Here is a 25,147-nt window from a genome sequence, read left to right on the forward strand (position 1 = left end):
TGGTGCGTTTCAGAGGGACTTGATCTGCTCGATGAAGTAGGTCATGAAGCTGTCGACGTCCACGTCGACCGCGATGCTCACGTTCGGCTCGGGGGAGTCCTCTGAGAGCAGAAAATCTGCCACGGAGATGCCGCGGCCGGCGTTGTCATCCGCGACGATGTCGACGCGCGCATCTCGCCAAGTGAGGAACTCGGGGTGGCTGATGGCAGCGACGGCGAGTGGATCGTGCATCGCGCATGAGCCCAGCGCGTCGAAGTCGCGAGGATGGCGCTTCGCATTGGCGTCGATCCACGCCACAGTGGACTCGCCGGCGAATGCGCCGAAGCTTCGCCCGCTGGATGCCATTTGGGCTGCGTGCTCACGCGTCAGACGCACCTGCTCCGTAACGTCGAGCCCGATGAGCCGGATCGGTGCTCCAGAGCGCATCACTGCGCGTGCGGCGAGGGCGTCGACCCAGAAGTTGAACTCGCCAGGCATCGAGAGGCGGTTCGTGTTCTGCAGGAACACCCCACCCATGATCACGATCTCCTTGACATACGTCGCCACGCGGGGATCGAGGTTGATCGCCGCGGCGACGTTCGTCAACGGTCCGATAGCGATGATCGTGATCTCCCCAGGCGCTTCCACCACGCGTCGTGCAATCTCAGCGGCCGCGAAGCCAGGAGCGGGCTGGTGATGTCCGAACGCACTCCGTGTCTCGTCTGAGGCCGACTTCAACCGGTCGGGTTCGGCAAGTGGTGCGCCGGCTCCGCGGACGTACGGCACGTTCTCGATGCCCAGTCGTTGAAGCAGTTCGCCGGTGAGATAGGTGCCTGATTCGACGTCGATGTTGCCGTTAACGGTCGTGACGAGTTCCAGGGAGAACGTCTCATCCGACGCGATCAGCGCGAGCGCGAATCCGTCGTCGATCTCCGATCCGGGAACGCCCATCGCCATGTCGGTGTCGAGAATAACTCGCATGCGAACTCCTTCGTTCAATTCGTGTTGACCAAAGTGTGACACGTGTTGAACTGGAACGCAAGGAATCCGAATCGGCCTCGATGTCAACCAATGATCTCTGACCGGGCGGCGGCGCGTCAGACAACAGGAGCCACTGATCAGGCGTCCGGATCATCCCGGGGCAGACCGTCTCCACGTCGTCGATCTCGGCGATCTGGCCGGCCACGACGGGGAAGTAAGTGAAGAAGGGTCGAGGCTCTCATCGGCGCTGACGGAAGCCAAATGCCGACACCAGCGCGGGCGCCGCGGAGCCGTGCCCGAAGAGCGCGTGCGTACGCAGCCCTGCGCTCTTGAGCTTGCGTTGGTGCTCGACGCCGATGATGAACGAGAGCATGAACGCGATACGGAGCAGTGCGATCTTAGTCAGGGCAGTCTCGGAGTACAGCTCGTCAGCATGGTTGCTTCTCTCAGACGAGACGCACGTGCAGGGTGCCGTCGCTGTCAGTGACGCGCACCGCTTCAAGGGAATCGAGAACGATGTGCGCACATCGCTCCAGCTGCGTGCGGGGTTCTGTGCCGAGCACTCCGATGACGATGCAGCCAGCCTCGGATGCGGACGTAGCCCCGGCGACGGTGTCCTCGAACGCCACTACCGTGCCCTCAAACCCGCGGTCGGCCAGGCGGCGGATGCCGCCGAGGAAGGGTTCGGCGGCCGGTTTGCCGTGAGTGACATCGTCGCCGGTGATGCGAAATTCGGGCATCGGCAGGTCCGTCGCTGCGAGACGAGCGCTCGCGACCGAGCGCGTGGCGGAGGTCACGATACCCCACCGCCCGTGCGGGAGCGAATCCACGAGAAAGCGCGCGCCGGGGAGTGATCGGAGCTGCTGTCCCGGTCGTGCTTCGATCTCCGCCAGTCGGCGCTCCGCATGTTCGTGGGCGTCGACGGGCAAGCCGGACGCGAGGACGACGGCTCTGGCGGTTTTCCCATGCATCGTCGAACCGGGCGTCGGGATTCCGTATTCGGTGGTCCAGATGCTCCAGGCATCCTCGACGGCGGGAATCGAATCGACGAGAGTGCCGTCCATATCGAAGAGGGCGCCGGCGATGGGGATGCTCTCGCCCTGTCGCAGCGCAGCAACGAGTGTTGTGGGGTGATTCATCCGGCATCCGTTCCTGTGACTTCCGACCCAGCTGCCGGGAATAGCGTCAGGCTATGAGATTCGCTCATAAGTAGCTCTATAGTGCTCTTATGAGCAAAGTGCTTCCCTTGGATCAGCAAGTACTCCACGTCTATGTCGCGCTTCAGAACCTTGCGCACGGGCGGACGGTGAACGACATCGCCGATGAGATCGGTCGATCACGATTCGCAACCGCCCGGATGGTGCGCAGGGCGCGCGAACTCGGGCTCATCGAGGTGCGCGCAACGGTCGCCGAGCCGATCGATGTCGAACTGTCGGCGCGGCTGGCTCAGCGCTTCGGACTGCGATCAGCGCTCGTTGTCGCGACGTACTCGACGAACGAACTGACCGTGCGAGAGGCGATCGCCGCCGTCACAGCTCGGGTGATCGTCGAGACGATCGAAGAGGACGACGTCGTCGGTTTCACTCCCGGCCGCACGCTGGTACTGGCTTCGCGGGGCATCACCACACTGCCGAGCGCGGACGTGGTCCAACTCACCGGCGTCGGCTGGCCGCGGCTCGAGGACGGCGTAGAGGTCATCTCCAACATGGGGCGCGCAGCGGGCGGTGCCACCTATCCGCTGTACGCGCCGATCCTGATCGAGCCGGAGGCGCGGGTAATCCTCAAGCATCCCGCGATCCAGCACACCATCAGCCGTTTCGATCACGTCACGAAAGCATTCCTCACGATCGGCGGCTGGCCGAGTGCTTCGCTGCTCGCACAGCACCTCACCGAGACAGGCGAACTCGACGCATACGCCGAGCAGGGTGTCATCGCCGAATATGGCACGTCGCTGCTTGACGCACACGGGCGAACGGTGTCCGGACTCGAGGATCGATTCGTCGGAATCAGCGAAGAACAGCTGAACAGGGTCGACCTGCGTGTCGCGATCGGCGGTGGGGAGGGCAAGGAGCGTGCGGTCAGCGCGGTGCTGCGCTCCGGGCTGGCGGATGTCATCATCACGGATGTGCGCTCTGCGCAGCTTGCGCTGGAAGAGCAGGACGACATGTGAATGTCGGATGCCTCGCACTAGACTGGCCACGGATCGACGACGCTCCACAACAACCTTTTCTCTGAGCAAGGAGCACATACGTGGCACTCATCGAGGCTGTAGGCGCACGCGAGATTCTGGATTCCCGCGGCAACCCGACCGTCGAGGTGGAGGTGCTCCTCGACGATGGCATCGTCCAGCGCGCGGCCGTCCCCTCTGGCGCATCCACCGGCGCATTCGAGGCGTACGAGCTTCGGGATGGCGACAAGAGCCGTTATGGCGGCAAGGGCGTCCTCAAGGCCGTCGACGCCATCATCGACGAGCTCGGCCCGGCCGTTGAGGGCATCGAGGCGAGCGAGCAGCGCATCGTCGACGAGATCCTGAACGAGACCGACGGTACCGAGAACAAGAAGCGCACCGGCGCCAACGCGATCCTCGGCGTCAGCCTCGCGGTTGCCAAGGCTGCCGCAGACAGTGCCGACCTGCCGCTCTACCGCTACCTCGGTGGCCCGAACGCGCACGTTCTGCCCGTGCCGCTGTTCAACGTCATCAACGGTGGCGAGCACGCCGACAACGGCATCGACATGCAGGAGTTCTTCCTCGCACCCATCGGTGCAGAGACCTACTCCGAGTCGCTGCGTTGGGGCGTTGAGACCTACCACGTCCTGCGCAGCGAGCTCAAGGCTGCCGGCTACGCCACGGGCCTCGGCGACGAGGGCGGCTTCGCCCCCGACCTGCCCAGCAACCGCGAGGGCCTGGAGTTCCTCATCAAGGCGATCGAGAAGGCCGGATTCACCCCGGGCAAGGACATCGCCCTCGGCCTCGACGTCGCCGCCACCGAGTTCTTCAACGATGGTGTCTACCGCCTCGACAACAAGGACTGGTCGGGCCCTGAGCTCATCGAGTACTACGTGGGTCTGGTCAATGACTTCCCGATCGTCACGATCGAGGATGCCCTCGCTGAGGACGACTGGGACAACTGGAAGCTTCTCACCGACGCGCTCGGCTCGAAGGTTCAGCTGGTCGGAGACGACCTGTTCGTCACGAACCCGGCACGTCTGGCTGATGGCATCAAGCGCGGCGTCGCCAACTCGCTGCTGGTCAAGGTCAACCAGATCGGCACCCTGACCGAGACGTTCGACGCGGTCAGCCTCGCACAGCGCTCCGGATACACCGCGATGCTCTCGCACCGCTCTGGTGAGACCGAAGACACCACGATCGCAGACCTCGCCGTCGCTACCAACGCCGGTCAGATCAAGACCGGTGCGCCGGCGCGCAGCGAGCGCGTGGCGAAGTACAATCAGCTTCTGCGCATCGAGGAAGACCTCGCTGAGGCCGCGGTATTCGCTGGCCGCTCGGCGTTCCCCCGTTTCCAGGGCTGAACGCTGAGAGCACAACAGCTGAAGCAGTAAGACGAGAGGGGGAGCCATGGCACAGCGTCAGGCTCCCCCTTCTCGTCCCCGGACGGCGCGGGCGCGGACGACATCGGCCCAGGTCGATGTGCGGGAGTGGGCATCTGGCATCCGACTGTCCGGGTTCATGGTGATCATGCTCTCGCTCGTGGTCCTGGGGGCGTGGGTGCTCGTGCCGACCCTGGGCACCTACATCGACCAGCGGCAGAAGATCGCGGCGCTCGAAGTAGCCGTTCAGGTCAGCGACGATGAGATCAAAGCGCTCGAACAAGAGCGCGAACGCTGGGACGACCCGGCGTACATCACAACCCAGGCGCGCGAGCGGCTCTACTACGTCAGACCGGGCGAGGTCGTCTATCTCGTCGATAACGACCTGGATCCTGCGTCGCTTCCCGCCGAGCAGACTCCGGTCAGCGATGAGCTCGAAGAGACACCAACCGACTGGATGCCGCAGCTCCTGCGCACGATCGCCGGAGCAGGCCTCGCCGCCACGGCGAGTGCAGCTCAATAGGGGTTTGCACAGCATCTGCTCCCGTAGGCTGGGATGGTGACGACACCGCCTTTCACCCCGCCCACCCCTGCCGAAATCCACGTGGTCTCGACCCAGCTCGGTCGGCCGGCTCGCGGTGTCATCGGCATCGCCGCGCGTTGCATCTGCGGCAACCCCACCGTGGTCGCCACCAGCCCGCGTTTGCCGGACGGTTCGCCGTTTCCGACGTTCTACTACCTGACGCATCCCGCGGCCACCGCCGCGATGTCGACGCTTGAAGCCACCCTCGTGATGCCCGAGCTCGCTGCGCTTCTCGACGACGAGGATGTCGCCGCCGCATACCAGGCCGCTCACGAGGCTTATCAGGCAGATCGCGCCCAGTTCGGCGCGGTGCCCGAGATCGATGGCATCTCGGCCGGCGGGATGCCCACGCGGGTGAAGTGCCTGCATGCGCTGGCCGGTCACGCTCTCGCCGCCGGTTCCGGCGTGAACCCGATCGGTGACGCGGCGCTCGCGCGCTCGAGCTGGTCGCCTGAGCGCTGCCAGTGCGAGGAACCGGGAGTCGCAGGCGGATGAAGCTGCCGACGATGCTGCGAAACACCGTTGCCTTCGCAGCGGTGGCGGCATCTGTTCTGCTCATCGGGGCTGCGGCTACGCCGACTTCGACACCCGCGCCGAGCCCAAGTCCGAGTCCCACCTCGACGCCGCCGCCGATCCCGGATGATCCCACCGATCCGGTGCGTGCGACCGAGTACTGGCTCGACGGCGCTGGAATTCGCGAAGCGTGGCACACCACACGCGGTAAAGGCGTCACGATCGCCATCATCGATACCGGGATCGGCAAGGTGCCCGGCGTCTTCGGTGACGCGGTCATCGATGGCATCGACGTTTCCGGAAGCGGCACACCAGACGGCCGCACCCCCGTCGGAGCGATCGACAGCAATCACGGCACACTGGTCGCATCTGTCGCGGCCGGCCGCGGAAAAGCTGACGGCACAGGCATGATCGGCGTTGCCCCGGAGGCGAATCTGCTGTCGATCTCGGTCGGTTTCGGCGCCGCGGCGGCCGTGCCGTTCAGCGAGCAGATTGCCACCGGCATCCGCTGGGCTGTTGATCACGGCGCAGACATCATCAACATGTCGCTCACCACGAACACGCTTGACTGGGACGAAAGCTGGGATGAGGCTTTCCTCTATGCCTACGAGCACGACGTCGTCGTGGTCGTTGCCGCCGGCAACCGTGCCAGCGGCACCGGAGTCGTCGGTGCGCCCGCGACGATCCCGGGCGTGCTCACCGTCGGCGGCGTCGATCAGACCGGTACCGCGAGTGTTGAGGCATCAACCCAGGGCATCACGATCGGCATCTCAGCGCCGAGCGAGGGGCTGATCGGCATCCTCGCGGACGGCACGCTGACACCGTGGCGCGGCACGAGTGGGGCAGCTCCGATCGTGGCAGGGGCTGCCGCACTCGTTCGTGCTGCGCACCCCGAATTGGATGCCGCGAACGTGATCAACCGCATCATCAAGACGGCGATCAAGGTCGATGAGATCGAAGAACTTCCTGACCCGCTCTACGGATACGGACTCCTGGACGCAGCAGCCGCCGTGTCGGAATCGGTTCCGCTGGTCGATGAAAACCCGATGGGGGATCTTGCCGAGTGGATTCGGCTGTACCGTCGCGCGGAGGCGGATCCTTTGCCACAGCCGGAAGTCACGCCCATCGAGGTTGAGCCGCTGCCTGCCGCCGAGGCGCCGACGACTCCGGGTTCGCCGCTGCTTCCCAGCGCTGAATCGCTGCGCTACGGTACCCTTCCGCTGATCGCACTCACAGTCCCTGGTATTCTTGTCGGGCTAGGCGTCACCGCAGCTGCCCGGCTCATCCGATCGGCGCGCAAATCTCGCACGCCAGCACCCTGATTAGGAGTTTCCCAACTGTGCCCGAGAACAGCACTGTGCCCAAGATTCTGATCGTCGGTGGCGGCTACGCGGGTTTCTATACTGCATGGAAGCTCGAAAAGCAGCTCCGCAAGCGTGAAGCCGAAGTGACGGTTGTCGACCCGCTTCCGTATATGACATACCTGCCGTTCCTGCCGGAGGTGGCTGCAGGATCGATCGAACCGCGCCATGCGGTGGTCGCCACACGCCGTCACCTCAAGCGCACGAATGTGATCGCCGCGAAGGTCACCAAGATCGACCACGCGAACAAGGTTGCCACGATCACCCCGGCAGAGGGCGACGCATACGAGTTCGCGTACGACCAGATCGTCGTCACCGCGGGCTCTGTCTCTCGCACCTTCCCGATCCCCGGCATCGCTGACAACGCGATCGGCATGAAGTCGATCGAAGAGGCAGTCTGGGTTCGCGACAAGCTGCTGTCGAACTTCGACAAGGCTGCTTCGATGCCGGCCGGCCCCGAGCGTGAGCGACTGCTGACGGTCGTCGTCGTCGGCGGTGGCTTCGCGGGCATTGAGACCTTCGCGGAGCTGCGCTCGTTCGCATCCGCCCTGCTCAAGCGCTACCCGCAGCTCACCTTCGACGAGACGCACTTCCACCTCGTCGAGGCGATGGGGCGCATCATGCCCGAGGTTTCGCTCCCGACCAGCGAGTGGGTCCTCAAGGACCTCGCTAAGCGCGGCGCGAACGTCCACCTCGACACGCAGGTGACCGGTGCGGTCGGCGGCAACGTCGAACTCTCCACCGGCGAGGTCATCCCCAGCGACATCATCGTGTGGACGGCCGGAGTTATGGCCAACCCGCAGGTGGTGCGTGCCGGCGATCTGCCGACCGAAGAACGCGGACGCATCCGGGCTGAGGCGACGCTGCGCGTCGTTGACGCTGATGGCGCGGTCGTCGAAGGCGCATGGACCGCTGGTGACGTGTCGGCTGTTCCCGACCTGACCGGTGGAGGCGTCGGCGGCTTCTGCGTTCCCAACGCACAGCACGCGGTGCGCCAGGCCAAGCGTCTCGCCAAGAACCTCATCGCCGTGCTTCGCGGCGAGGAGCCGGTGAACTACGTGCACAAGAACCTCGGCGCTGTTGCTGGCCTCGGCCTCGGCACCGGTGTCTTCCAGTCCGGCAAGTTCGCTCTCAAGGGCTTCCTCGCGTGGGTTGCGCACCGTGGCTACCACGGTCTCGCAATGCCGTCGTGGGAGCGCAAGTGGCGCGTGCTGTGGGGCTGGTGGAACAACCTGTGGCTCGACCGCGACATCGTGAACCTCGAGAAGGTTCAGCAGCCACGTGCGTTCTTCGAAGAGTTCGCATCGCGTCCGCGTCCGGCAGCGGATGCCGCGCCTGCGGCCACCGCGAAGCCCGCAGACGCAGCGAAGTTTGCTGACGCAGCAAAGCCCGCTCAGCCGGCGAAGCCGACCGAAACCGCCGCAGCTGCCGCTGCGAAGCCGGCCGTGAAGAAGGCTCCTGCGAAGAAGCCCGCGGCCAAGAAGGCTCCTGCGAAGACGGAACAGCCCGCGAAGTAGCATCGAAAACGCAGAAACCGTCCTTCCCGAGCAATCGGAAGGGCGGTTTCTGCGTTCTCGAGCTGTGCGGCCACCGGTGCCCCCACTGGGACTCGAACCCAGACTGTAGCGATTTTAAGTCGCCTTCCTCTGCCATTGGGATATGGGGGCGCGTCTGACCAGCTTATCTGCGCGTGAGCTGCGCAGACGTCGTAGGGTGGGGGAGTGCTCGACCTCACCGCGACACCGATGTCCGCAGACCACCGTGCTTGGGAGCATCCTGCCCGCTGGTGGCCGAGGCTCTCGGATGCCACCGCCCACCTCGCTGCGCCTGTCGCCGTCATCGACCTCGATGCTCTGCGCCACAATGCGATGGACCTGCTGGTGCGCTCCGGGGGCATCCCGATTCGTGTCGCATCGAAATCCGTGCGGGTGCGCGGCGTGCTCGACGCAGTGCTGAGGCTGCCCGGATACCGGGGCATCCTGTCGTTCTCGCTCGCCGAGGCGCTCTGGCTCTCCGAAACCTACGATGACATCGTGCTCGGCTATCCGACGGTCGATCGTGCAGGGCTGTCGCGGCTGGTGCACGACGAACAGGCAGCATCGCGCATCGCGCTCATGGTTGATGACGTAGCGCACCTCGACCTCATCGACAGCATTGCAGCGCCATCTCAGCGCGAGACGATCCGGGTGGCCATCGATGCCGACGCATCGTGGCGTTCCGCCGCACTCGGGCACATCGGTGTCCGTCGTTCCCCTCTGTTCACCGCAGCCGAGGTCACCGCTTTTGCCCGCACGATCCTCGGCCGTCCCGGATTCCGGCTCGTTGGCCTGCAGATGTACGAGGCGCAGATCGCTGGTCAGGGAGACAATGGCTCTGACGCCCAGATCATCCGCATGATGCAGTCGCGCTCGAGCCGTGAGCTGCGCATCCGTCGTGCAGAGATTGCGGATGCCCTCACCGATCTCGCACCGCTGGAGTTCCTCAACGGCGGAGGAACCGGCTCGCTGGAATTCACTGGAAGTGATGAGTCCGTCACCGAGGCCTCAGCCGGCAGCGGTCTGCTGGGCGGGCACCTGTTCGACGGCTACCGTTCGTTCCGCCCGGCACCGGCCAGCGCCTTCGCCTTCGATGTCGTGCGCCGTCCCACCCCCGATATCGCCACGGTACTCGGGGGCGGCTGGATCGCCTCGGGCCCGGCGGTCGCATCACGGCAACCCCGAGCGGTGTGGCCGGAGGGCTTGCGGATGCTGTCCAGAGAAGCGGCAGGGGAAGTGCAGACTCCACTGCAGGGCGACAATGCGCGAACCCTGCGGATCGGTGATCGCGTCTGGTTCCGGCACGCCAAGAGCGGGGAACCTGCTGAGCGCGTGAACGCGTATCACGTCGTCTCGGGCAGCGACGTGATCGAGGAGCTTCCCACCTATCGCGGCGAGGGGAAGGCCTTTTTGTGACTCGTCCTGGTGGCGTCTGGCAGAACTGGGGGCGTTGCGCGCAGATTCGTCCGGCGCGGGTCGAACGACCGCGCACGCCCGAGGGAGTGCAGCGCGCCGTCCAGGCCGCCATCGCCCAGAATCTGCCGATCAAGGCTGTTGGTGCCGGCCACAGTTTCACCGGTATCGCCGTTGCGCCAGGCGTGCTGCTCGAGCTTGATGATCTGCAGGGGCTGGTTTCCGTCGATGCGACGCGCTCGCGCGTGACGCTGCTGGCCGGCACCCGACTTCACCGCATTCCCCGGTTGCTCGCGGCGCACGGGCTCGCGATGGAGAACCTGGGCGATATCGATCGTCAATCCATTGCAGGAGCGATATCCACCGGCACGCACGGCACCGGAGCAGGGTTTCGTGGTCTGGCAGGTCAGGTCGTCGCGGCGACGCTGATCACGGCGGAGGGCGAGTTCCTGCGCGTCAGCGAGTCCGAGCACGCTGAGATGCTGCCGGCGGTTGCTCTCGGCCTCAGCGCTCTGGGAATTCTCGTCGATGTGACGCTGCAGTGCGTGCCGGCATTCCTCATGCATGCAATCGATGAGCCGCTACCGCTCGAGGATGTTCTCGCGTCGCTGGATGAGTGGGTGACAGCATCCGATCATTTCGAGTTCTACTGGTTCCCGCATACCGATGTCGCCCTGACTAAACGACAGACGAGACTGCCGGAGTCAGCACGACGGCATCCGCTGCCCCGGATCGGACGCTGGGTCGATGAGACGCTGCTGTCTAACGGCGTGTATCGCGTGACGTGCGCCGCCGGAGGCCTGATCCCGGCGATAACGCCGCCGATCAGCAGGCTGGCGGTAAAACTCACCGGCGATCGCGACTACATCGATCGCTCGCATACGGTGCTGACGCAGCGCCGCACCGTACGTTTTCGCGAGATGGAGTACGCGCTGCCAGCGGAGAACATCGTTCCGGCCTTTCGCGCGGTTCAGCAGTTGATCGCTCAGCGCGGATGGAAGATCGAGTTCCCGATCGAAGTGCGATTCGCCGCGGCTGATGACCGCTGGCTGTCCACGGCCTACGACCGGGCCAGTGCTTATCTCGCAGTCCATCGCTACTGGCGGACGGACCCGACTGAGTATTTCTCCGCGATTGAGAAGATCTGTCTGGAATACGGCGGTCGTCCGCACTGGGGCAAGCTGCACACGCTCGACGCCGAACAACTGCGCGAGAAGTATCCGCGTTTTGACGATTTCGTCGCCCTTCGCGACCGCTGGGACCCGGAGCGCCGGTTCGCGAACAGCTATCTGGATCGCGTGCTCGGTGCCTGACGGAGCATCCAGTTCTCACGCAGACAGCGTAGATAGTATGAAAAGAAATTCGGCTCTAGGGGGTAAAGCGCCATGGAATGGCTCATTCCGGTTCTGATCGTCGTTGCGGTAGTGGTGCTGGTCGGCATCTACCTCTGGGCGACGTACAACTCTCTCGTTCAGCTGAATGTGCGCGTCGACGAAGCGTGGAGCGGCATCACCGTGCAGCTGAAACGCCGCGCAGATCTGATCCCGAATCTCATCGAGACGGTCAAGGGCTATGCCTCACATGAGAAGGCCGTCTTCGAGAACGTCACGCGCGCTCGTGCGGAAACACTTTCCGCTACGGGGCCCGGTGAAGCAGGCATCGCCGAAGGTCACCTGCAGCAGGCGCTGAAGAGCCTGTTCGCCGTCGCCGAGGCGTATCCGCAGCTGCAGGCGAGTCAGAACTTCCTCCAGGTGCAGCACGCGCTCGTGGACACCGAGGACAAGGTTCAGGCCGCCCGCCGCTTTTACAACGGCGGTGTGCGCGAGCTGAACACCAAGATCAAAGTCTTCCCGAACAACCTGTTCGCTCGTGGTCTCGGCTTCACCGAGCGCGAATTCTTCGAAGTTGCCGATAGCGCCGCGATCGCGGAGCCTCCCCGCGTGCAGTTCTGACACGCAAAGGGCTCACCATACCGAGAGCACAATGTCATCCGCGGTGAACGACACGTCCCCTCGCAATGACCAGGTGGTTGTCCGGTAGGTACGCGTCGCGTTCGAGCCGTCTGGTGCCGTGCCGGTGACCGTGGCGATCAGCTCGCCGCCTTCGGCACGAAAATCGGTGCGCGAGATCGTGATCTGCGGCGACTTCTCGACGCGGTAGCTGAACTCGCTGACTGACGTGAAATCAGCAGCCCAGGGGATGACAATGCCGCAGGACGCCGGCAGCACCGTGCTGCTGACGGTGCAGGACGCCGCATAGTCGTCGAGCTCTTCCTGGGCGAGAACGGATGCTTCGGGGCGAAGCGTTGCGTCGATCTCGATGTCTTCGGAGCTTCCGGGAAGGACAGCGAACGTCGTTCCGCCCGCGAGGAAGGCGCTTGGCGCCGCGACCGCGGTGTACGCCGCCGGCAGCAGCGTGATCTCGATGCCGTGCTGGAGCACGGCATCGCCGATCGCGAGCGGCGCGTTGGTGGTGACAGCGCCCAGCGCCGAGGCGGGCTCCGGAACCCAGCGCTCGCCATCGCGAAGCAGTGTCAGCTCGGTGTCGTACTCCTGGGCTGCCAGGCGGTAGGAGACCGCCACGGTTGCGGAGGAGGTCTCTTCGGACAGCGGTGACACCGATACGTCACTCAGGTGCTCGGCGGCCGCGAGGAAGGCTGCTGCCGCCTGCTCATCGACGATGACACCGGCCGTTCGTACGGCCGGAAGATCGCCGTCTGCGAGGGCTTGGAAGTACGCTTCGGCGTGATCTTCGGCACTCGAACCACGAGCGAGGAAGAACCAGCTCAGACCAGCCGCCACGAGGACAGCGGCCGCTATTACGACAATCCAGACCGTGCGAGACCTCATGCGGATTCCCGCGCATGCACGTGGCGCTGGACATGGCCACGCTCGACGTGGAGCGCCCCGGCCAGAGTCTCGGCGGCGTTGCCCCAACCCGATACAGACACGTTGTCGAGGCCCTGCCACCGCGCCGCCAACGCCAGTTCCCGAGCGATGGGGTCGGCGTCGTCGGGCCGCGCCTGCGGCTCCCACCAGGCGGACTGCACCTGCAGGGTGGATGTCGCCCGATCGGCTTTGAGATCGACCCGCGCGACGATGCGGTCACCGACCAGGACCGGCAGTGAGTAGTAGCCGAAGCGCCGCTTGTGCGCAGGCACATAGATCTCGATCCGATAGTCCAGGTCGAATGCGCGCAGCGCGCGCTCGCGGAACCAGACCACCGGGTCGAACGGCGAGAGAATTGCCGCGGCATCCACGCGACGGGGAAGCACAGCGTCTTGATGCATCCAGGTCGGCACAGGGGAGCCGCCGCGCTCCCAACCGCGTACCTGCACGGGAATGAGCTCGGCGCTGCTGACGAGTTCGTCGATCGCCCGGCGCACGGCCGGGCGGTCACGGATGCGGTAATAGTCGCCGAAGTCGGCTTCGGTGGCGACGCCGGAAGAGCGGGCAGCGCGGCGCACCAACTCGCGAATCGCCTCATCGCGGGAAACGGTGCGCTCACGCACCTCAGCCGGGATCTCCTGCTCCGCCAGCGCATACCGACGCTCGAAACCCTGTCGTCCGCTGACGGCGACATCGCCGATGCGCCACAGATGTTCCAGAGCGTTCTTGACCTCGTCCCAATCCCACCAGGCGCCGCGCTCTCGCGGCGCATCCGCTCGAAGCTCGGCCGGGCGCAGGGGGCCGCGCGTACGCAGCTCGTCTTTCACCCAGGCGATCGTGCGGGCGTTCTGATTCAGCCAGGAATCGGGGTCGGTCTCCCACCGCCGACGAAAGTCATCCATTCGGAACTGCCAGAGCGGCCAGTCCTCGACAGGCACAAACGTCGCCTCATGCGCGAGATATTCCACGTAGTGCGTGGTGCGCGACAGGAAGACCCGATCGAGCAACGCCGGGTCATAAGCGCCTAGCCGCGAGAACAGCGGCAGGTAGTGGCTGCGCGCAAAGACGTTCACCGAATCGATCTGCAGCACTCCGAGGCGTTTCATCGCGGTGTGCAGATGACGGGCAGAGACTTCGGCGGATGGACGCCGCCGAGTGAAGCCCTGGGCGGCAAGCGCAATCCGACGAGCCTGTGTCGCAGTGAGGGTCTCGACCATCTGGTCAGCGTATCGTCCGGCTCGGACATGCACGCAGAAACCGCACAGGTGCACAACTAGAATGACGACATGACGGATGAGCACCGCCCACGCAAGCGCGATCTGCTGTGGAGCCGTATGCCCACGGAGCGCACGATCAGCACGGAAGCAGACCAGCCGGTGCCGCTGTCGCTACGGGTCGCCGCCGGATACGCGTGGCGTCTGTTGCTGATCGCCGCCGCCGCCGGTGTTTTCATCTGGGTCATCATCCAGCTCAAACTCCTCGTGATCCCGTTGCTGGTGGGCATCCTCATCACAGCGCTGCTGTGGCCCGCGTTCGACCTGATGCTGCGCAGGCACTTCCCGCGCTGGCTCGCGATCGTCATCGCGCTGCTCGGCACGCTCGCGATCGTGGTGGGGCTCATGTGGCTGGTCGGGTGGCAGGTGGGGCGCGAGTGGCCTGAGGTTCAGGCGCGTACCGCTGAGGCCATCGAGGAGTTCCGCCAATACCTCATCAACGGTCCGCTGCATCTGACCGAATCCGATATCGCCGAGTACCTGGGTCAGGCATGGACGCTGATTCAGGAGCAAGCGCAGCTGCTCTGGTCCGGTGCGCTCGCCATCGGTTCCACCGCCGGGCACGTGCTCGTCGGCACTCTGCTCACCGCCTTCGTCCTCATCTGCTTGCTCGCCGACGGCGGCGGGATCTGGAAATGGACGACGAAGCTGTTCCCGCGGGACGCGCGTCCTGCAGTCGATGCGGCCGCGCGCAATGGCTGGCGCACGGTCGTCAACTACGCCAAGACTCAACTGCTGGTGGCGACGATCGACTCGATCGGCATCGGCCTCGGCGCCTTCCTGCTCGGCGTGCCCCTAGCGATTCCTGTGGCCGTGCTCGTGTTCCTCGGTGCGTTCATCCCGATCGTCGGTGCCGTGGCTACGGGCGCTGTGGCCGTCTTCCTCGCGCTGGTGTACAACGACCCGTGGAACGCCTTCTGGATGCTTGTCGTCGTAATCGGCGTGCAACAGGTGGAGGGCCACATTCTGCAGCCGATCCTGATGGGGTCCGCCGTCAAGGTGCATCCGTTGGCCGTCGTGCTCGTCGTCGCCGGAGGATCGATGATCGCCGGCATCCCCGGTGCGCTGTTCGCCGTGCCGCTGGCAGCCTTCGTGAACGTGGTCGCGGTAACCCTCAGCACGGGATCGTGGAAGACTGGACGACAGCCTGCGGGCGATCTGATCTGGAGTACAGTGCCGCGGGAGCGGCGACGGAGGAATACATGAGTGCAGTCCCCAGTCTGGCCGAGTTCGAGGAAGCCGCACGGGGGCTGGAGCGAGTAATCTCGCACACGCCGACGCTGCCCTCCAGGGCGTTGTCGGACATTCTCGGCGATCCGGTCGTGCTGAAGATGGAGAACCTGCAGCGCACGGGGTCGTTCAAGATCCGTGGTGCTGCATACCGACTCTCTCAGCTGACCGCAGAAGAGCGCTCACGCGGTGTCGTGGCCGCATCCGCGGGAAACCACGCGCAGGGCGTCGCACTCGCAGCGCAGGCGCTGGGGATCTCTGCAACGATCTTCATGCCGCTGGGCGTGCCGGTACCGAAGCTCCTCGCTACCCGCGGATACGGCGCTGAGGTAGTGCTCGAGGGGGAGACGGTCGCCACATCGCTGCGCCTGGCGGCAGAATTCGCCGAGCGCACCGGCGCCGTCATGATTCATCCTTTCGACCACCGCGACATCATGATCGGTCAGGGCACGCTCGGTCTCGAACTGATCGAGGATGCCCCGGATATCGACACGATCCTCGTCGGAATCGGCGGAGGCGGACTCATCGCCGGAGTTGCCGCCGCAGCCAAGGCCGCAGCGGCACGAATCGGCCGCACTGTTCGCATCATCGGCGTGCAGGCGGAGAACGCAGCGGCGATGCCGCCGTCGCTGGCAGCGGGGCATCCCGTCGAGATCCAGACGCAGCCGACCATTGCCGATGGCATCCTGGTCGCAAAGCCAGGAGATGTGCCCTTCGCGGTCATCAAGGACCTCGTCGACGAAGTCGTCACAGTGACCGACGACGACATCGCCCGCGCGATCCTCATCCTGCTCGAGCAGGCGAAGGTCGTGGCAGAACCCGCCGGAGCGGTCGGAGTGGCCGCGATCCTCGCCGGGAAGGTCTCCGGAACGGGAAAAACTCTTGTGGTGCTCTCCGGCGGAAACATCGACCCGCTGCTGCTTCAGCGCGTAGTATCGCACGGGCTCGCGGCATCCGGACGTTACCTGACCATCCGCATCCCGCTGCCTGATCGTCCCGGACAACTGGCACGCGTCTCTGAGCTCGTCTCGCAGGCAGGTGCCAACGTCATGGAGGTCATGCACACCAGACACGGGCAGGGTCTGCAGATCAGCCAGGTGAGCCTGCAGCTGAGCATTGAGACGCGCGGGGCGGAGCACACCGAACTCACGCTCGATACGCTCCGCCACGCGGGTTATGACCCGGAGGTCATTCCGGACTAACCGGCGAAAGTCTCAACCTTGGTCACCTGGACCGAGATGTTCTTGCCGCTGGGAGCCTCATAGCTGGTCTTCGCGCCGACCTTGAGGCCGAGGATCGCCTGGCCCAGCGGGCTGGCCTCGCTGTATACGTCCAGCTCGGTGCCACCGGCGATCTCGCGGCTGCCGAGAAGGAAGACCTCTTCGCCCCCTGCGACGACAGCAGTGACGACGGTTCCGGGTTCCACGATGCCGCGGCTCTCCGGAACTTCGCCGACCTTGGCGGTCTTCAGTAGTGCCTCGAGAGTGCGGATGCGGGCCTCCTGCTTGCCCTGCTCATCCTTGGCAGCGTGATAGCCGCCGTTCTCTTTGAGGTCGCCTTCTTCGCGAGCCGCTTCAATGCGTTTCGCGATCTCGTCACGGCCGAACGTTGAGAGATGCTCGAGCTCGGCGACGAGTCGATCGTAGGCTTCCTGCGTGAGGAAAGGTACCTGAGCGTCTGTGGACACAGCGTGCTCCTTTGTGCGAACGCCCTTCAGGGCGGTGGGGATAAGCCAAGACGCCCCGGCAGTTGGCCAGGGCGTCGGTCGTCTCAGGGGATTCTATGCGACCCAGCAGGTGTTAACCAAACCTGTTGTCGCTTCCGAAACAGTGGGAATGACTGTGCTCAGACGCTGACTGTGGCTGCCATCGGCAGGAATTTCCAGCACTTTCCAGCCGACAACACCGAACTCTTCATCCAGTGCCTCGACAGCGCAGACGACGTCTCTGCCCTGCGGCTCGGTCACCTGAAAGTGCAGCAGGACGCTGTGCTCATCGACGACTTCGAAGCCCAAGTCGTCAGCCACGACAGAGTCCATCGACTGGTCGATGGTCATCCAGCTGGCGATGATGATGACGATCACAGCGACCACGGCACCGATGATCCACAGCGCACGCGGAGAGCGCGTGCGGCCGTACCGTTCGTCAAGCTCGAGCGCGGTCGTCACAGGGAAGGTCTTTCGGTCGTTAGGCTGGTAGTTCCAGGGTACGCGACCTGCGAACGAGAGGTGGACACATGATGGTGCTGTTCGGAGCAGAAACCCCGATGCCGACGCCGTCGATGACCGTCGATCCCAACTCGGTCACCCCCGGCCCCCTCGGATTCGCGGTGATCGTCATCGTGCTGATCGCCGTCGTGCTGCTCATCTGGGACATGAATCGCCGCGTGCGCCGCGTGCGCTACCGCGAAGAGGTGCGTGAAGAGTTGGATGCCGAGCAGGCAGCAGGCGAGGCATCCGCCGCCGCGGGTGCCGATGATGCGGCGTCCGATGGCGAGCAGCCGACGAGCGATCCCGGTCGCTGAACCGGCGTCAGTGCATTGTCATGCCGCCGGTGACATTGAGTCCCTGGCCGGTCATGTAACTTGCCAGGTCGCTGGCCAGGAATAGTGCGACACCCGCGACATCGTGCACGGTGCCGGTACGTCCCAATGGCACCTGAGAGCGATCCTCGGCGGCGACCTCTTCCGCGCTCATCCCACGGATGGCTCCTCCCTCGACGCGTTCGCGGTGCTTCATCGGTGTCTCGATGATGCCGGGGCAGATCGCATTGACGGTGATGCCGTGCGGCGCCAGTTCCACAGCCATCGTTTTGGTCACGCCCAGTACGGCATGCTTCGAGGCCACGTAGGCGGTCATTCCCCGGTAGCCGTTCTTTCCGGCCTGCGAGGCGATGAAGACGATGCGGCCGGTGCGCTCCTGCTCCAGAAGCCGACGTGATACGCCTCGAGCGACTAGGAACGAGCCCTTCGCGTTGACATCAAGGTTGCGGTCCCAATCTGAGCCCGTGGTCTCGGTGGCAAAGCCCAACGTCGAGGTTCCGGCGGCGGTGACGGCGACGTCGATCGTGCCGATGCGGTCGGTGATGGCATCCAGCACCTCCTCGACAGCGTGCTCGTCACTGACGTCGAGATTGACCGCCCACTCTCGCTCAGCGATTTGGTGCACCCCGGCGGGCAGCGTCAGGTCGGCACCGATGACGGTCGCACCCTCAGCGAGGAAGGCGTCGACGATTCCAGCTCCGATACCGCTGCCTGCGCCGCTGACGAAGACGACACGGTTGCGTAGTTCGTCGAACATCACACTCCAACGCGCGCGAACGCGTCGAGGCTGATGCCCTGAGCAAGGATGTGCTTGGACCACTCCCGCGCGCTGTGCAGGCTGTGATCGCGGTAGTTTCCGCAGCTGACCGCGTCGACGCCGGGCACATCGTCCCAGGTGATCTCATCAGCGATGGCGGTGAGTCCGGTGCGGACTGCCCGGGCAACGTCAGTTACTGCGGGCTCCCCCCAGGTGATCAGGTGAAAGCCGGTACGGCAGCCGAAGGGGGAGATGTCGATCACGCCGTCCAGATGATCGCGCAGCACGCTGGCGAGCACATGCTCGATCGTGTGCAGCCCCGCCGTCGGGATCTCACCGGCATTGGGCTGGACGAAACGCACATCGAAATTCGAGATTGCATCGCCTCGCGGACCTGTCTCCACCGCGATGCGCCGGATATAGGGCGCGTGCACAGCGGTGTGGTCGAGGGCGAAGCTTGCGACGTCAGCCATGGTGTTCTCCTTGCGTGTTCTCAGCACACCTTCCGGGTGCACAAAGAACCTAGCCGCGGATATGGCCGCAGATCACATCCTGTTACGCACCGTTGCTTCGCCGGTGGACAACCGGGCCATCGATCTCAACGGGCCATCGATCTCAACCGGGGAGGCCGAGCGAGGGTGAGTACGGTGCGATCGAGATGAGGAGGCAGGCGGTCCAGTGGCACAGGAACGCCAGCACCGTGCAGAGGTGAAAGATCTCGTGGAACCCGAAGTGTCCCGGCCAGGGGTTCGGCTTCTTCAGTGCGTAGACAACGGCGCCGCCGGTGTAGAGCAGACCACCGACGCAGACGAGCAACATCATGGCCACATTCGCCTGCAGGAGATCCACCATGTACATCACGGCCGCCCAGCCCAAGACGAGGTACAGCGCGACGTACAGCCATCGGGGTGCGTTGATCCAGAACACCCGGAACAGAATGCCCAGCAGCGCTCCGCTCCAGACCAGGATGAGCAGCAGCGAGCCCTTTTCGGGGACGAGCGCGTTCACAGCCAGGGGTGTGTAGGTGCCCGCGATCAGCAGCAGAATGTTCGCGTGGTCGATGCGCTTGAGGATCAGCTTGGTCTTCGGACCCCAGTCGAAGCGGTGATACAGCGCGGAGTTCCCGAACAGCAGCAGCGAACTGGCCATGAACACGGCCGCGGCCCACTTAGCGGGGGCTCCCTCCGCCAGCACGATCAACACGATCCCGGCTACGATCGCCACCGGGAACGTGCCGGCGTGCAGCCAGCCCCGCCAACTCGGTTTGACCTCGACGGCGGCATCTGCGGCCGCGACCTCCAGCAGCGGAAGCTGGGGCACAGGTACAGAGTTCGTGTCGGGTGCGCTCACGTGTTCACTCTAGATCGCGCACCATACGGTTACGTGTACATATCCGCCCGGTGCACAGCTGAAGCGCACAAGGCGCGATAACGTAGGCACGTGAATGCACGCACGAGCGAGGGTCGAGGGCTGCTGTACCGGCTGTACGGCAACCGGCTGCGGCGACACCTTGATCCAGCATCCGTTCCGCATCACGTCGCAATGATGATCGACGGCAACCGGCGCTGGGCTCGGCAGCTGGGTTTTGATTCGCCGGCCGACGGTCATCGTGCCGGAGCTGCGAAGATGCGCGAGTTCCTCGGCTGGTGCGATGAGATCGGCGTCCGCGTTGTGTCGCTGTATCTACTCTCCAGCGACAACCTCATCAAGCGCGACTCGAAAGAGATCGAGGATCTCATCGAGATCATCGCCGAACTCGCCGAGGCCCTGTCACAGGAGGGCGGCTGGCGGGTCAAGCATGTCGGGCGCAGCGACATCATCCCGAATGAGCTCGCACGCGTGCTGCACGATGCTGAAGAGCGCACCAAAGATCATGACGGTCTGCATGTGAACCTTGCCGTCGGGTACGGCGGACGCAATGAGATCGTGGATGCGATGCGCTCCATCATCACCGAGCACGGCGAATCCGGTGGAACCATAGAAGACCTGGCCGCACATCTCACCCCGGAGATGATCGGCGAGCACCTGTACACCGGTGGCCAGCCCGACCCGGATCTGGTGATTCGCACCAGTGGCGAGCAGCGTTTAAGCGACTTTCTGCTGTGGCAGAGTGCGCACAGCGAGTTCTACTTTGTGGAAGCACTCGGCCCGGATCTGCGCGAGGTCGACTTCTTGCGCGCGATTCGCGACTATGTCGATCGGGATCGTCGCTTCGGACGTTGATCTGCGCCCCATGCATTTGCATGGGACACTCATAGGGTGAGTGCTTTCGATGATTACCTCGCCACCTTCGAGGGCGACCCCGGATATCTTGACTGGGCGGCTTTCGGCCCGCTGTCGCCGACCGTCCGCGCGGAGGTCTTTGCAGACGCCGATCTGCTCGGCAGCGGTAGACCCTCCTCCCGGAAGCTGATCGCTGAACGTGCCGATCAGGCGCGCGCAAGCGCAGCGGAACTGCTCGGCGTTGAGCAGGAGCGTGTCACCCTGCAGCCCTCGGCAACCCACGGCCTGATGCACGCACTGTACGGATTCTCCGGCGAGGTGATCGCCTCCTCGGCGGAGTCCCCGAGCATCGCCGTAACGCTCGAGCGGGCAGCCCAAGCATCCTCTGGCGCACTCGCTGCACGCTGGATCACCCCCGATAAGACCTTCGTCACCCCGGATGTCGTCGCCGAGGCCCTGGACGATGATGTGACCGCACTCGCCGTCAGTCACGTCGACTTCCGCACCGGCTACCGTGCCGACCTCGCAGCCCTGCGCGACGTGATCGGACCCCACCGGTTGCTCATCGTGAATGCCGTGCAGTCGTTCGGCATCGTCGACGACGACTTCTCGGTCGCCGATGTCGTCGTCGGACACGGCGACAAGTGGCTGCGTGCCGCACGAGGCACCGGCTTCGCCTCGTTCTCGGCGCAGGCGAGGGAACGTATCGCTCCGGTGCTGTCAGGGGTCGGCGGCGTGGAGGGCGGGCTTCCTGTCGACGCGCTGCCGCAGCCGGCAGCATCCGCGGCCGCGTACCAGATCAACAGACCCGACCAGCTTTCCGTCGCGCGTCTGGCGATCGGCCTTCGCGACGTGCACGATGCCGGCGTCGTCAACATCGAGACTGCGATTCGCGAACGCGTCGACCGGATCTTCGAGATCGCCGAGCGGCATGGCATTCCGGTGGTCACACCGCGTGATCCTGCGCGTCGTGCGGGGATCGTCGCGTTCGCGCCGGAGGCACCGGCAGCGCTCGCCGCAGCTCTCACCAATGCCGGGGTCGTCGCCACCACTCGCGGAGCCACCGTGCGGGTGTCGGCACACGCTGGCACGAGTAACAACTCACTGCAGATGCTCGACGACGCCATCGGCTCGGCGATCATCCCAGGCGCGTAGCGGCGTTTAGCGGGGGTTCATGCAGGGTTAATCCTGCGTGTGGGCGTGTCCCGCCGGACACATGCGGTCCTCGTCGTACCGTCAAGGCATCGGACATGGTGTCCGATCGGGTCGGCCGTCAGGACCGCGACTCGTGGCCCCAGGTCGACTCGTGGCATAGCCGGGAATCATCCCGGGTCGGGAGTGGGTCGTGACCACACGTACATCGCAGCAGTCCACCCGTCAGGTCTCGCGTCGGGCGGCTTCGCCTGACCAGGACCTCCGCACCTATGTGCTGGACACCTCGGTTCTGCTGTCGGATCCGCAGGCGTTCTTCCGCTTCGCCGAGCACTCGATCGTTCTTCCGGTCGTGGTGATCACCGAGCTGGAGGCCAAACGCCATGACCCCGAGATCGGCTACTTCGCGCGGCAGGCGCTGCGTCACCTCGACGATCTGCGAGTCGAGCACGGTCGGCTCGATTTTCCGGTACCGGTCGGCGAGGGCGGCACGCTCAGAGTCGAGCTGAACAACACCGACGGGCAGGTGCTGCCCAGTGGCATCCGACTCGGTGACAACGACAGCCGCATCCTGTCGGTTGCGATGCACCTCTCGCAGAACGGCCAGGACGTCACGATCGTCTCCAAGGACCTGCCCATGCGGGTGAAGGCGGCGTCCCTCGGGCTGTCAGCTGAGGAATACCTGGCCGAGCAGGCCGTCGACTCGGGGTGGACGGGCATCGCCACACTCAATCTCTCCGGCGATGAGATCAGCGACCTGTACGAGAGCGAGGTCGGAATCAGTGAGGATGCCCGCGGAATTCCGGTCAACACCGGGCTGATCATTCACTCCGAGCGCGGCTCAGCATTGGGACGGATGGCCGGCGACGGCGAGTTCACACTCGTGCGCGGTGACCGCGACCTGTTCGGGATGCATGGGCGTTCCGCGGAGCAGCGCATCGCGATCGATCTGCTGACTGACCCGGACATCGGGATCGTGTCGCTGGGCGGGCGTGCCGGGACAGGGAAGTCGGCGCTCGCGCTGTGCGCGGGACTGGAAGCCGTGCTTGAGCGGCAGCAGCAGAAGAAGATCATCGTCTTCCGGCCGCTGTTCGCTGTCGGCGGGCAAGAGCTCGGATACCTTCCCGGCGACCAGGGCGAGAAGATGGGCCCCTGGGGTCAGGCGGTCTTCGACACGCTCGGCTCGGTGGTCTCGGGCAACGTCATGGAAGAGGTGGTCGAGCGCGGGTTGCTGGAAGTTCTGCCGCTCACGCATATCCGCGGACGTTCCTTGCACGATGCCTTCGTGATCGTCGACGAGGCGCAGTCGCTCGAGCGCAACGTGCTGTTGACCGTGCTCAGCCGGATGGGGCAGAACTCCCGTGTCGTACTTACCCACGACGTCGGTCAGCGGGACAACCTGCGGGTCGGCCGGCACGACGGGATCGCATCGGTGATCGAGACGCTGAAGGGACACGAACTGTTCGCGCACGTGACGCTGATGCGCTCGGAACGCTCGGCGATCGCCGCGCTGGTTACGGAACTGCTGGAGGGCGGGGAGCTCAACTGAGCTTCCCTTTTGGGTGTTGCACCTGTCGGAGGGTGTTACGAATGTCGGAGCTTTAGGGGGAATCGCACCGACAGACGTAACACCCTCCGACGGCTGTGTCACCGAGCGCGGAGCCGTCGCAGAGCGCCGAGGATGGCCGCTTGCACGGTCGGCCAGTCGTGAACAATCTGCGCGTAGTCGAAGCGCAATGTTTCATATCCGAGAGCGGATGCCGCGGCATCCCGTGCCCGGTCATTATGGCGCTTCGTCTCACTGTCGTGATTCTCCTTGCCGTCGGCTTCGACGATCAGGCGTCCGCCGAGGACGAAGTCGACCTTCCCGACGCCGGTGATCACGACCTGGCAGTCGAGGTGGATGCCGAGGATGTGCGTTCTCAGTCGCAGGAGAGATTCCAGTCCGCTGTCGGCATCCGGTCGGGCGATCTCGACCAGCCAGCGAGCGGATGCTGGCAGCGCCTGCCGCACGCGGGAACGAGCAGACTTCGACAGGAGCCGCTTGTGCCAGGCGGACTCGTACGCCGCGAAGAAGGCCTCGTCTCCGGCGCAGCGACGCAGATGAACCAGAGCAATCTCCACGGACGCATACCCCAGCGGCGGGATGCCGGTGTAGAAATGGCTGGTGCATGAGCACGCGTCGTGGCTGTGCACGCGGCCTTTCGGTCCCATCCAGACATGAGGCCCATCGTCGTCAGGGAGTACCCAGATCTCGTGCGCGCGCAGCGCCGAGGCACAGGTGACAGCCCCGCCGTGAGCGGCTGCGGTGCGGATGCCGCTATCGAGGTCGTGCGTCGCGAAGACACCGGCGCGCACGCGTTGAATCTTTTCCTCTTGCACCAGGCGTGCCAGCTGAGTGCGGGTGAACCCGAGGCGTTGCAGATGGGAGCCGCGGGCAATGCCGCCGAGGCGACGGATGGTCTGTGCAGGACTGAGCATGATCCATACAGTGCCGCATCACCACCCCCTCGAACGGGATTCCACAGGTGTTCGGCTAGGGGGCCGATCGTGCAGAACAAGTGGTCGCCCCGGGGGAACTCTCGTCGGGCTGCGACACCCGTCGGAGCCTGTTACGGATGTCGGAGGAATTGATCAAGTACCTCCGACGGATGCAACATCCTCCGACATCCGAAACATAAGTCCGCGGCCGGGACCGGTCGATAGGCTGAGCGGATGCCAGACGCAACTGACCTGCCCGTGTCCGAGTATGCGTTCCCTGGGCCGCTTCGTGACCTACTCGTCGGGGCGATCCTCACGGGCGAGAAGACGTCAACTACCTCACTGGTCACGGAGTACGAGCTCGAGCGCGAACCCCTGCCTGCCGTCGGCGACCGCGCAGTCGTGATCGACTCGGAGGGCGAGCCGGTGTGCATCGAAGAGGTCATAGAGGTCCGAGTCGTGCGCCTGGCAGATGTCGACCTCGACCATGCCGTCGCAGAGGGCGAGGGATTCACGACCGTAGCTGACTGGCGCGCTGGACACGAAAAGTTCTGGCACAGCCCGGAGTTCCGCGAAGGAATGGGCGAGGCATCCTTCACGGTCGATGACGACACTCAGACTGTGCTCGTGCGCTTCCGAACCGAGCCGCTGAGTCCTTGAGACGGATGCCATGGCGTCACACATGTC

27 protein-coding genes and 1 tRNA gene are annotated in these 25,147 nt (G+C 64.8%); 16 read left to right on the forward strand and 12 right to left on the reverse strand.

The annotated features are described in order from the left end of the window. Positions 1 to 9: 9 nt before the first annotated feature. The 3 genes from ACSS7Z_RS04740 to ACSS7Z_RS04750 form a co-directional block, all read right to left on the reverse strand. Positions 10 to 960: a nucleoside hydrolase gene (locus ACSS7Z_RS04740; protein ID WP_438253335.1), complete on the reverse strand. Its 951-nt coding sequence runs from the start codon at positions 958 to 960 to the stop codon at positions 10 to 12. Between the two features lie 238 nt (positions 961 to 1,198). Then, entirely contained in the window at positions 1,199 to 1,333 is a 135-nt protein-coding gene (locus tag ACSS7Z_RS04745) for an MgtC/SapB family protein (protein ID WP_438253336.1), read from the reverse strand. A 73-nt stretch (positions 1,334 to 1,406) separates the two neighbouring features. Beyond that, positions 1,407 to 2,099, reverse strand: a complete 693-nt coding sequence (locus ACSS7Z_RS04750) for an HAD family hydrolase (RefSeq protein WP_438253337.1) — start codon at positions 2,097 to 2,099, stop codon at positions 1,407 to 1,409. 89 nt (positions 2,100 to 2,188) lie between these two features. On the opposite strand from ACSS7Z_RS04750, the gene ACSS7Z_RS04755 reads away from it, so the two are divergent. From ACSS7Z_RS04755 to ACSS7Z_RS04780, 6 genes are all read left to right on the forward strand, one after another. Continuing rightward, positions 2,189 to 3,130: a sugar-binding transcriptional regulator gene (locus ACSS7Z_RS04755; RefSeq protein WP_438253338.1), complete on the forward strand. Its 942-nt coding sequence runs from the start codon at positions 2,189 to 2,191 to the stop codon at positions 3,128 to 3,130. A gap of 80 nt (positions 3,131 to 3,210) precedes the next feature. Continuing rightward, positions 3,211 to 4,491: a phosphopyruvate hydratase gene (gene eno, locus ACSS7Z_RS04760; RefSeq protein ID WP_438253339.1), complete on the forward strand. Its 1,281-nt coding sequence runs from the start codon at positions 3,211 to 3,213 to the stop codon at positions 4,489 to 4,491. Positions 4,492 to 4,537: 46 nt separating this feature from the next. Then, positions 4,538 to 5,032, forward strand: coding sequence for an FtsB family cell division protein (locus ACSS7Z_RS04765; protein ID WP_438253340.1), 495 nt, complete (start codon positions 4,538 to 4,540; stop codon positions 5,030 to 5,032). Positions 5,033 to 5,068: 36 nt separating this feature from the next. Next, the gene (locus tag ACSS7Z_RS04770; protein WP_438253341.1) at positions 5,069 to 5,587 is read left to right on the forward strand and encodes a DUF501 domain-containing protein; all 519 of its coding nucleotides are present in this window, start codon (positions 5,069 to 5,071) and stop codon (positions 5,585 to 5,587) included. A gap of 11 nt (positions 5,588 to 5,598) precedes the next feature. Then, complete coding sequence (locus ACSS7Z_RS04775; protein WP_438253342.1) at positions 5,599 to 6,927, forward strand: S8 family serine peptidase; 1,329 nt, start codon at positions 5,599 to 5,601, stop codon at positions 6,925 to 6,927. 35 nt (positions 6,928 to 6,962) lie between these two features. Then, positions 6,963 to 8,483, forward strand: a complete 1,521-nt coding sequence (locus tag ACSS7Z_RS04780) for an NAD(P)/FAD-dependent oxidoreductase (protein ID WP_438253694.1) — start codon at positions 6,963 to 6,965, stop codon at positions 8,481 to 8,483. Between the two features lie 77 nt (positions 8,484 to 8,560). On the opposite strand, the gene ACSS7Z_RS04785 is transcribed toward ACSS7Z_RS04780, so the two are convergent. Then, positions 8,561 to 8,633: transfer RNA gene (locus tag ACSS7Z_RS04785), tRNA-Leu, on the reverse strand. 78 nt (positions 8,634 to 8,711) lie between these two features. Here ACSS7Z_RS04785 and ACSS7Z_RS04790 point away from each other — a divergent pair. The 3 genes from ACSS7Z_RS04790 (at position 8,712) to ACSS7Z_RS04800 (ending at position 11,866) form a co-directional block, all read left to right on the forward strand. After that, the gene (locus tag ACSS7Z_RS04790; protein WP_438253695.1) at positions 8,712 to 9,917 is read left to right on the forward strand and encodes an alanine racemase; all 1,206 of its coding nucleotides are present in this window, start codon (positions 8,712 to 8,714) and stop codon (positions 9,915 to 9,917) included. Next, positions 9,914 to 11,227 carry a D-arabinono-1,4-lactone oxidase gene (locus tag ACSS7Z_RS04795; protein WP_438253343.1) on the forward strand — a complete coding sequence of 438 codons (1,314 nt, stop codon included), beginning with the start codon at positions 9,914 to 9,916 and terminating at the stop codon, positions 11,225 to 11,227. Before ACSS7Z_RS04790 ends, ACSS7Z_RS04795 begins: the two co-directional genes overlap by 4 nt. Positions 11,228 to 11,299: 72 nt before the next feature. Next, the gene (locus tag ACSS7Z_RS04800) at positions 11,300 to 11,866 is read left to right on the forward strand and encodes a LemA family protein (protein ID WP_438253344.1); all 567 of its coding nucleotides are present in this window, start codon (positions 11,300 to 11,302) and stop codon (positions 11,864 to 11,866) included. A 12-nt stretch (positions 11,867 to 11,878) separates the two neighbouring features. On the opposite strand, the gene ACSS7Z_RS04805 is transcribed toward ACSS7Z_RS04800, so the two are convergent. Then, positions 11,879 to 12,763: a hypothetical protein gene (locus tag ACSS7Z_RS04805; RefSeq protein WP_438253345.1), complete on the reverse strand. Its 885-nt coding sequence runs from the start codon at positions 12,761 to 12,763 to the stop codon at positions 11,879 to 11,881. Beyond that, a complete protein-coding gene (locus ACSS7Z_RS04810; RefSeq protein ID WP_438253346.1) occupies positions 12,760 to 14,019 on the reverse strand; it encodes a winged helix-turn-helix domain-containing protein in 1,260 nt (419 codons plus the stop codon). Before ACSS7Z_RS04810 ends, ACSS7Z_RS04805 begins: the two co-directional genes overlap by 4 nt. 69 nt (positions 14,020 to 14,088) lie before the next feature. On the opposite strand from ACSS7Z_RS04810, the gene ACSS7Z_RS04815 reads away from it, so the two are divergent. Both ACSS7Z_RS04815 and ilvA read left to right on the forward strand, forming a co-directional pair. Further along, entirely contained in the window at positions 14,089 to 15,282 is a 1,194-nt protein-coding gene (locus ACSS7Z_RS04815; protein WP_438253347.1) for an AI-2E family transporter, read from the forward strand. Beyond that, positions 15,279 to 16,508 carry a threonine ammonia-lyase gene (gene ilvA / locus ACSS7Z_RS04820; RefSeq protein ID WP_438253348.1) on the forward strand — a complete coding sequence of 410 codons (1,230 nt, stop codon included), beginning with the start codon at positions 15,279 to 15,281 and terminating at the stop codon, positions 16,506 to 16,508. Before ACSS7Z_RS04815 ends, ilvA begins: the two co-directional genes overlap by 4 nt. Here the strand turns inward: ilvA and greA are convergent. Both greA and ACSS7Z_RS04830 read right to left on the reverse strand, forming a co-directional pair. Then, positions 16,505 to 16,993 (reverse strand): transcription elongation factor GreA, encoded by a 489-nt coding sequence (gene greA / locus ACSS7Z_RS04825; protein WP_438253349.1) that lies wholly within the window; start codon positions 16,991 to 16,993, stop codon positions 16,505 to 16,507. The genes ilvA and greA overlap by 4 nt on opposite strands. Before the next feature lie 93 nt (positions 16,994 to 17,086). Further along, entirely contained in the window at positions 17,087 to 17,473 is a 387-nt protein-coding gene (locus tag ACSS7Z_RS04830; RefSeq protein WP_438253350.1) for a DUF4307 domain-containing protein, read from the reverse strand. Positions 17,474 to 17,541: 68 nt separating this feature from the next. Between ACSS7Z_RS04830 and ACSS7Z_RS04835 the strand changes: the two genes are divergently transcribed. After that, complete coding sequence (locus ACSS7Z_RS04835; protein WP_438253351.1) at positions 17,542 to 17,829, forward strand: hypothetical protein; 288 nt, start codon at positions 17,542 to 17,544, stop codon at positions 17,827 to 17,829. Positions 17,830 to 17,836: 7 nt separating this feature from the next. Here ACSS7Z_RS04835 and ACSS7Z_RS04840 read toward each other — a convergent pair whose 3' ends face one another. The 3 genes from ACSS7Z_RS04840 to trhA all read right to left on the reverse strand — a co-directional run bounded on the left by ACSS7Z_RS04840 (position 17,837) and on the right by trhA (position 19,924). Continuing rightward, positions 17,837 to 18,604: an SDR family NAD(P)-dependent oxidoreductase gene (locus ACSS7Z_RS04840; protein WP_438253352.1), complete on the reverse strand. Its 768-nt coding sequence runs from the start codon at positions 18,602 to 18,604 to the stop codon at positions 17,837 to 17,839. Beyond that, positions 18,604 to 19,077 (reverse strand): S-ribosylhomocysteine lyase, encoded by a 474-nt coding sequence (locus ACSS7Z_RS04845; protein WP_438253353.1) that lies wholly within the window; start codon positions 19,075 to 19,077, stop codon positions 18,604 to 18,606. Before ACSS7Z_RS04845 ends, ACSS7Z_RS04840 begins: the two co-directional genes overlap by 1 nt. 142 nt (positions 19,078 to 19,219) lie before the next feature. Beyond that, positions 19,220 to 19,924, reverse strand: coding sequence for a PAQR family membrane homeostasis protein TrhA (trhA, locus tag ACSS7Z_RS04850; protein ID WP_438253696.1), 705 nt, complete (start codon positions 19,922 to 19,924; stop codon positions 19,220 to 19,222). A gap of 120 nt (positions 19,925 to 20,044) precedes the next feature. On the opposite strand from trhA, the gene ACSS7Z_RS04855 reads away from it, so the two are divergent. The 3 genes from ACSS7Z_RS04855 to phoH2 all read left to right on the forward strand — a co-directional run bounded on the left by ACSS7Z_RS04855 (position 20,045) and on the right by phoH2 (position 23,528). After that, positions 20,045 to 20,827, forward strand: coding sequence for an isoprenyl transferase (locus ACSS7Z_RS04855; RefSeq protein ID WP_438253354.1), 783 nt, complete (start codon positions 20,045 to 20,047; stop codon positions 20,825 to 20,827). Between the two features lie 36 nt (positions 20,828 to 20,863). Further along, positions 20,864 to 21,982 (forward strand): aminotransferase class V-fold PLP-dependent enzyme, encoded by a 1,119-nt coding sequence (locus tag ACSS7Z_RS04860; protein ID WP_438253355.1) that lies wholly within the window; start codon positions 20,864 to 20,866, stop codon positions 21,980 to 21,982. Positions 21,983 to 22,172: 190 nt separating this feature from the next. Then, positions 22,173 to 23,528 (forward strand): RNA 5'-3' helicase PhoH2, encoded by a 1,356-nt coding sequence (phoH2, locus tag ACSS7Z_RS04865; RefSeq protein WP_438253356.1) that lies wholly within the window; start codon positions 22,173 to 22,175, stop codon positions 23,526 to 23,528. Positions 23,529 to 23,626: 98 nt separating this feature from the next. Here the strand turns inward: phoH2 and ACSS7Z_RS04870 are convergent, their stop codons facing one another. Then, positions 23,627 to 24,460, reverse strand: coding sequence for a DUF559 domain-containing protein (locus ACSS7Z_RS04870; RefSeq protein ID WP_438253357.1), 834 nt, complete (start codon positions 24,458 to 24,460; stop codon positions 23,627 to 23,629). A 234-nt stretch (positions 24,461 to 24,694) separates the two neighbouring features. Here ACSS7Z_RS04870 and ACSS7Z_RS04875 point away from each other — a divergent pair, with 234 nt between their 5' ends. Next, complete coding sequence (locus ACSS7Z_RS04875; protein WP_438253358.1) at positions 24,695 to 25,120, forward strand: ASCH domain-containing protein; 426 nt, start codon at positions 24,695 to 24,697, stop codon at positions 25,118 to 25,120. Positions 25,121 to 25,147: the final 27 nt, after the last annotated feature.

The sequence above is a fragment of the Microbacterium wangyouchuni genome (genome assembly GCF_051546305.1).
Taxonomy (GTDB): Bacteria; Actinomycetota; Actinomycetes; order Actinomycetales; family Microbacteriaceae; genus Microbacterium.

What these genes read in the sequence shown, in the direction of transcription:
- ACSS7Z_RS04845 (WP_438253353.1), bottom strand. Translation starts at nt 19,077, where the DNA reads ATGGCTGACGTCGCAAGCTTCGCCCTCGACCACACCGCTGTGCACGCG.
- ACSS7Z_RS04810 (WP_438253346.1), bottom strand. Translation starts at nt 14,019, where the DNA reads ATGGTCGAGACCCTCACTGCGACACAGGCTCGTCGGATTGCGCTTGCC.
- ACSS7Z_RS04745 (WP_438253336.1), bottom strand. Translation starts at nt 1,333, where the DNA reads ATGCTCTCGTTCATCATCGGCGTCGAGCACCAACGCAAGCTCAAGAGC.
- ACSS7Z_RS04805 (WP_438253345.1), bottom strand. Translation starts at nt 12,763, where the DNA reads ATGAGGTCTCGCACGGTCTGGATTGTCGTAATAGCGGCCGCTGTCCTC.
- ACSS7Z_RS04755 (WP_438253338.1), top strand. Translation starts at nt 2,189, where the DNA reads ATGAGCAAAGTGCTTCCCTTGGATCAGCAAGTACTCCACGTCTATGTC.
- ACSS7Z_RS04840 (WP_438253352.1), bottom strand. Translation starts at nt 18,604, where the DNA reads ATGTTCGACGAACTACGCAACCGTGTCGTCTTCGTCAGCGGCGCAGGC.
- ACSS7Z_RS04815 (WP_438253347.1), top strand. Translation starts at nt 14,089, where the DNA reads ATGACGGATGAGCACCGCCCACGCAAGCGCGATCTGCTGTGGAGCCGT.
- ACSS7Z_RS04875 (WP_438253358.1), top strand. Translation starts at nt 24,695, where the DNA reads ATGCCAGACGCAACTGACCTGCCCGTGTCCGAGTATGCGTTCCCTGGG.
- ACSS7Z_RS04870 (WP_438253357.1), bottom strand. Translation starts at nt 24,460, where the DNA reads ATGCTCAGTCCTGCACAGACCATCCGTCGCCTCGGCGGCATTGCCCGC.
- ACSS7Z_RS04835 (WP_438253351.1), top strand. Translation starts at nt 17,542, where the DNA reads ATGATGGTGCTGTTCGGAGCAGAAACCCCGATGCCGACGCCGTCGATG.
- ACSS7Z_RS04775 (WP_438253342.1), top strand. Translation starts at nt 5,599, where the DNA reads ATGCTGCGAAACACCGTTGCCTTCGCAGCGGTGGCGGCATCTGTTCTG.
- ilvA (WP_438253348.1), top strand. Translation starts at nt 15,279, where the DNA reads ATGAGTGCAGTCCCCAGTCTGGCCGAGTTCGAGGAAGCCGCACGGGGG.
- ACSS7Z_RS04740 (WP_438253335.1), bottom strand. Translation starts at nt 960, where the DNA reads ATGCGAGTTATTCTCGACACCGACATGGCGATGGGCGTTCCCGGATCG.
- ACSS7Z_RS04765 (WP_438253340.1), top strand. Translation starts at nt 4,538, where the DNA reads ATGGCACAGCGTCAGGCTCCCCCTTCTCGTCCCCGGACGGCGCGGGCG.
- ACSS7Z_RS04750 (WP_438253337.1), bottom strand. Translation starts at nt 2,099, where the DNA reads ATGAATCACCCCACAACACTCGTTGCTGCGCTGCGACAGGGCGAGAGC.
- ACSS7Z_RS04790 (WP_438253695.1), top strand. Translation starts at nt 8,712, where the DNA reads ATGTCCGCAGACCACCGTGCTTGGGAGCATCCTGCCCGCTGGTGGCCG.
- ACSS7Z_RS04800 (WP_438253344.1), top strand. Translation starts at nt 11,300, where the DNA reads ATGGAATGGCTCATTCCGGTTCTGATCGTCGTTGCGGTAGTGGTGCTG.